The following is a 4,535-nucleotide window of genomic DNA, read 5'->3' as shown; positions in this document are numbered from 1 at the left end:
AACTCGAGGTGGCGTATATTACGCTTTCCTCTTTCAGAGTCAACCCTTAATTTCAGGATTTTTCACTCTCATCGCCGCCGTTACTCTGTGATGTTGTTCACATGTTCCGTGTCGATGGAGGCGCATTATAGGGAGTTCTCCCGGCGCTGCAACACTAAAATGACAGAAAAATGACTGACTGCTGCATTCCACAGCAAAACCCCGCCTTATACCCATTTGCACACAGACTTATCCACAATCCGGATTTGAACTTAAAATTCGCGAGCGCGACGCAAACGTTTTCGCTACAATGCACCGCGATAAAATGGACACCCCCGATGGGGGCGTTAGCTGAGTTTTCGTCTCTTCTTTTCCTTATTTTCCCTTTTCTGCGCCGCCAGAACGAAGGTGAAGACTAAAATTCAGCTAACGCTCTTCTATATGCGAACCAAAGCCAAGGGATAAAACCATGTCACAACGTCGTCCTGTACGCCGCGCACTGCTCAGTGTTTCTGACAAAGCCGGTATCGTCGAATTCGCTCAGGCCCTCTCCCAACGTGGAGTGGAGCTGCTGTCCACCGGCGGAACCGCCCGCCTGCTGGCAGAAGCAAACCTGCCGGTAACCGAAGTCTCCGACTACACCGGTTTCCCGGAGATGATGGACGGACGCGTCAAAACGCTGCACCCGAAAGTTCACGGCGGCATTCTGGGCCGTCGCGGTCAGGACGATGCCATCATGGCGGAACACGCCATCTCTCCTATTGATATGGTCGTCGTTAACCTTTATCCGTTTGCCCAGACCGTTGCTCGTGAAGGCTGCTCTTTAGAAGATGCTGTCGAGAACATCGATATCGGTGGCCCAACCATGGTTCGCTCCGCCGCCAAGAACCATAAAGATGTGACGATCGTAGTAAAAAGCAGTGACTACCCGACGATCCTTGCCGAGCTGGATGCTAATGAAGGATCGCTGACGCTGGAGACCCGCTTCGATCTGGCGATCAAAGCTTTTGAGCATACCGCCGCCTACGACAGCATGATCGCCAACTACTTCGGCAGCCTGGTGCCTGCTTACCACGGCGAGAGCAAAGATCCTGCCGGCCGCTTCCCGCGCACGCTGAACCTGAACTTCATTAAGAAGCAAGATATGCGCTACGGTGAAAACAGTCATCAGCAGGCCGCCTTCTATATAGAAGAAGAAATTAAAGAAGCGTCCGTGGCTACCGCGACCCAAGTGCAGGGTAAAGCGCTCTCCTATAACAACATCGCGGATACCGACGCGGCGCTGGAGTGCGTGAAAGAGTTCGAGGAACCTGCCTGCGTTATCGTTAAGCATGCCAACCCTTGCGGCGTTGCCGTTAGCGGTTCAGTGCTTGAAGCCTACAACCTGGCTTATAAAACCGATCCAACGTCTGCCTTCGGCGGCATCATCGCCTTCAACCGCGAGCTGGATGCTGAAACCGCACAGGCGATTATTTCCCGCCAGTTCGTCGAAGTGATCATCGCCCCTTCCGCCAGCGAAGAAGCGCTGAAGATAACCGCAGCCAAGCAAAACGTCCGCGTTCTGGTTTGTGGCCAATGGCAGAAACGCACGGCTGGCCTCGACTTTAAACGTGTGAACGGCGGCCTGCTGGTTCAGGATCGCGATCTGGGTATGGTGACCGCAGGCGATCTGCGCGTTGTCACTAAACGCCAGCCGACCGAGCAAGAACTGCATGACGCCCTATTCTGCTGGAAGGTCGCGAAGTTCGTTAAATCCAACGCCATTGTCTACGCCCGTGACAATATGACCATCGGCATAGGCGCTGGCCAGATGAGCCGCGTTTACTCCGCCAAAATTGCCGGCATCAAAGCCAGTGATGAAGGCCTGGAAGTGAAAGGTTCCGCCATGGCCTCTGACGCCTTCTTCCCGTTCCGCGATGGGATTGATGCTGCGGCTGAAGCTGGCGTGAGCTGCGTTATCCAGCCGGGCGGTTCAATCCGTGACGATGAAGTCATTGCCGCCGCCGACGAGCATGGGATCGCGATGATCTTCACCGATATGCGCCACTTCCGCCATTAATTACCGGAGCGTTTATAGATGAAAGTTTTAGTTATTGGTAACGGCGGGCGCGAACACGCGCTGGCCTGGAAAGCCGCCCAGTCTCCATTAGTGCGCACGGTGTTTGTTGCGCCAGGCAACGCGGGCACCGCGCTGGAACCTACGTTGCAGAATGTCACCATCGGCGCCACGGATATTCCGGCTCTACTGAGTTTTGCCCAGAATGAAAAAATTGACTTAACCATCGTCGGCCCGGAAGCGCCGCTGGTGATTGGCGTCGTGGATGCATTCCGCGCCGCAGGGTTGAAAATCTTTGGCCCAACCGAAGGCGCCGCACAGCTGGAAGGCTCAAAGGCGTTCACCAAAGATTTCCTGGCGCGCCATAACATCCCGACGGCGGAATACCAGAACTTTACCGACGTTGAGCCTGCGCTGGCTTACCTGCGTGAGAAAGGTGCGCCAATCGTGATTAAGGCCGACGGCCTGGCCGCGGGCAAAGGCGTTATTGTGGCGATGACGCTGGAAGAAGCGGAAGCCGCCGTGAATGATATGCTGGCCGGGAACGCGTTTGGCGATGCGGGCCACCGCATTGTTATTGAAGAGTTCCTCGACGGCGAAGAAGCCAGCTTTATCGTGATGGTTGACGGCGAGCACGTCCTGCCGATGGCCACCAGCCAGGATCATAAGCGAGTTGGCGACGGCGATACGGGCCCGAACACCGGCGGGATGGGTGCTTACTCCCCGGCTCCGGTTGTTACGGATGAAGTTCATCAGCGCACCATGGAACGCGTGATTTGGCCGACCGTGCGCGGAATGGCTGCCGAGGGGAACACCTACACCGGCTTCCTGTACGCCGGGTTGATGATCGATAAGCAGGGTAATCCGAAGGTGATTGAGTTCAATTGCCGCTTTGGCGATCCGGAAACGCAGCCAATCATGCTGCGCCTGCAGTCAGACCTGGTCGAGCTGTGCCTCGCCGCCTGTGACGGCAAGCTTGATGAGAAAGACTCTACGTGGGACGAGCGTCCGGCACTGGGCATCGTGCTGGCGGCGGGTGGTTATCCGGCTGATTATCGCAACGGCGACGTTATCCACGGTCTGCCGCTGGAAGAAGTGGCCGACGGCAAGGTCTTCCATGCCGGCACTACGCTCAGCGAAGACGACCAGGTGCTCACAAACGGCGGACGCGTGTTATGCGTGACAGCGCTAGGCGAGACGGTTGCCAAAGCTCAACAGCGCGCGCTGGAGCTGAAAAAGGATATTCACTGGGATGGCAGCTTCAGCCGCTCGGATATCGGTTATCGTGCCATTGCGCGTGAAAACACGAAGTAATATAGACAGCACAGACTAAACCGCCCTCGTGGCGGTTTTTTTGCCTAGAAGTCGCCCGGCTTAGGCTGCCAGCTGCAGAAGTCCTGGTTTGCCACCAGCAGCAGCTGCGAACCTTCCGGCGCTTCCAGCCAGGCAATACTGACATCGAGAGATGAGTTGCTCTGGCGGCGCGCTATATGGCTCAGGGAGGCGCTATCAAGCTTTGGTGATAACGTTTCGCCTTCGCAGGTGGTTACCGTGCCGTTCTGGTGCCAGCGCCCCTGCCGCAACACAACGTGGCCGATGCGCAGCGCTTCGCTGGTCTCACGAATACGATTGGCGTTGAACTGGTACAAAGCCACCTGATCGTTAGAAAGCTGCTGCTTCTGGCTATTCACTTCCCGCTGCATAAAGCTCAGTTCACCGTGGTCATCAAAGCGGACTTTGACATGCTCCGGCTGCTTGCCCTGAATATTGAGTTCGATAAAAGTCAGTTTGTCACCCTGCCAGCGGTATTCACCGGTGGTGGTGGCGCCGTGCTGCCACGGGCTAAACGCGGTAAGGATATGGGTAGACTCATCGGCATTGTCTTTACGCCAGATGCGCACTACGCCCTGATCGGCAACATAGCCGGTAGCGGTAAAAGGAGGGAGTTTGTTACTGCTGCAAGCCGTGAGCGCCAGTACACCCGCCAGCGCCAGTAGCGGGCGCCAGACGGACAAAAGGGGCGTAAACGCCCCTCTGTTAAAACTGTTCACCGACACGCGTTAACTTACTTAACCGCGTCTTTCAGTGCTTTACCAGAAACAAATGCCGGCACGTTAGCAGCAGCAATTTTGATTTCTTTACCGGTCTGCGGGTTGCGGCCAGTGCGCTCAGCACGGTGGTTCACTTTGAAGGTACCGAAACCAACCAGTTGTACAGCATCACCTTCTTTCAGAGACTCAGTAATTGCAGCCAGAGTGGATTCCAGAGCAGCTTTAGCCTGTGCTTTAGACAGGTCAGCCTTGTCAGCAATTACATCAATCAGTTGAGTCTTGTTCATAAGTTATCCTTACAATGTGTTTATCGCTTGCTAAGCATCGAGTGCGACGGAAATGCCTAAAAAGCACTCTCCTGCATACACGCACCGATAGCCACTTTTATTCGCCCCACAAATGTAGACCAGACGGGGGGTTAATTGGAAGCCTCCAGGGAGGACAAATCA

Annotated in this window: 4 protein-coding genes; 2 read left to right on the top strand and 2 right to left on the bottom strand. The window is 55.4% G+C overall.

Annotated elements, in window-relative coordinates:
• Positions 1-448: 448 nt before the first annotated feature.
• Together purH and purD are read left to right on the top strand one after the other, a co-directional pair.
• Positions 449-2,038, top strand: a complete 1,590-nt coding sequence (gene purH / locus VGM55_RS20165) for a bifunctional phosphoribosylaminoimidazolecarboxamide formyltransferase/IMP cyclohydrolase (RefSeq protein WP_154189507.1) — start codon at positions 449-451, stop codon at positions 2,036-2,038.
• Between the two features lie 18 nt (positions 2,039-2,056).
• Positions 2,057-3,349: a phosphoribosylamine--glycine ligase gene (purD, locus tag VGM55_RS20160; protein WP_154189508.1), complete on the top strand. Its 1,293-nt coding sequence runs from the start codon at positions 2,057-2,059 to the stop codon at positions 3,347-3,349.
• 44 nt (positions 3,350-3,393) lie between these two features.
• Here the strand turns inward: purD and VGM55_RS20155 are convergent, their stop codons facing one another.
• Together VGM55_RS20155 and hupA are read right to left on the bottom strand one after the other, a co-directional pair.
• On the bottom strand, positions 3,394-4,086 hold the full coding sequence (locus VGM55_RS20155) for a DUF1481 domain-containing protein (RefSeq protein WP_331636454.1): 693 nt from the start codon (positions 4,084-4,086) through the stop codon (positions 3,394-3,396).
• Between the two features lie 14 nt (positions 4,087-4,100).
• Positions 4,101-4,373 (bottom strand): nucleoid-associated protein HU-alpha, encoded by a 273-nt coding sequence (hupA, locus tag VGM55_RS20150; protein ID WP_002884342.1) that lies wholly within the window; start codon positions 4,371-4,373, stop codon positions 4,101-4,103.
• Between the last annotated feature and the right edge of the window lie 162 nt (positions 4,374-4,535).

It is taken from the genome of Cedecea sp., from assembly GCF_036500665.1.
Lineage (GTDB): Bacteria > Pseudomonadota > Gammaproteobacteria > Enterobacterales > Enterobacteriaceae > Cedecea.
Note: the sequence above shows the minus strand (reverse complement) of the source record. Positions and strands in the feature narration are given on the sequence as shown.

What these genes read in the sequence shown, in the direction of transcription:
- purH (WP_154189507.1), top strand. Translation starts at nt 449, where the DNA reads ATGTCACAACGTCGTCCTGTACGCCGCGCACTGCTCAGTGTTTCTGAC.
- purD (WP_154189508.1), top strand. Translation starts at nt 2,057, where the DNA reads ATGAAAGTTTTAGTTATTGGTAACGGCGGGCGCGAACACGCGCTGGCC.
- hupA (WP_002884342.1), bottom strand. Translation starts at nt 4,373, where the DNA reads ATGAACAAGACTCAACTGATTGATGTAATTGCTGACAAGGCTGACCTG.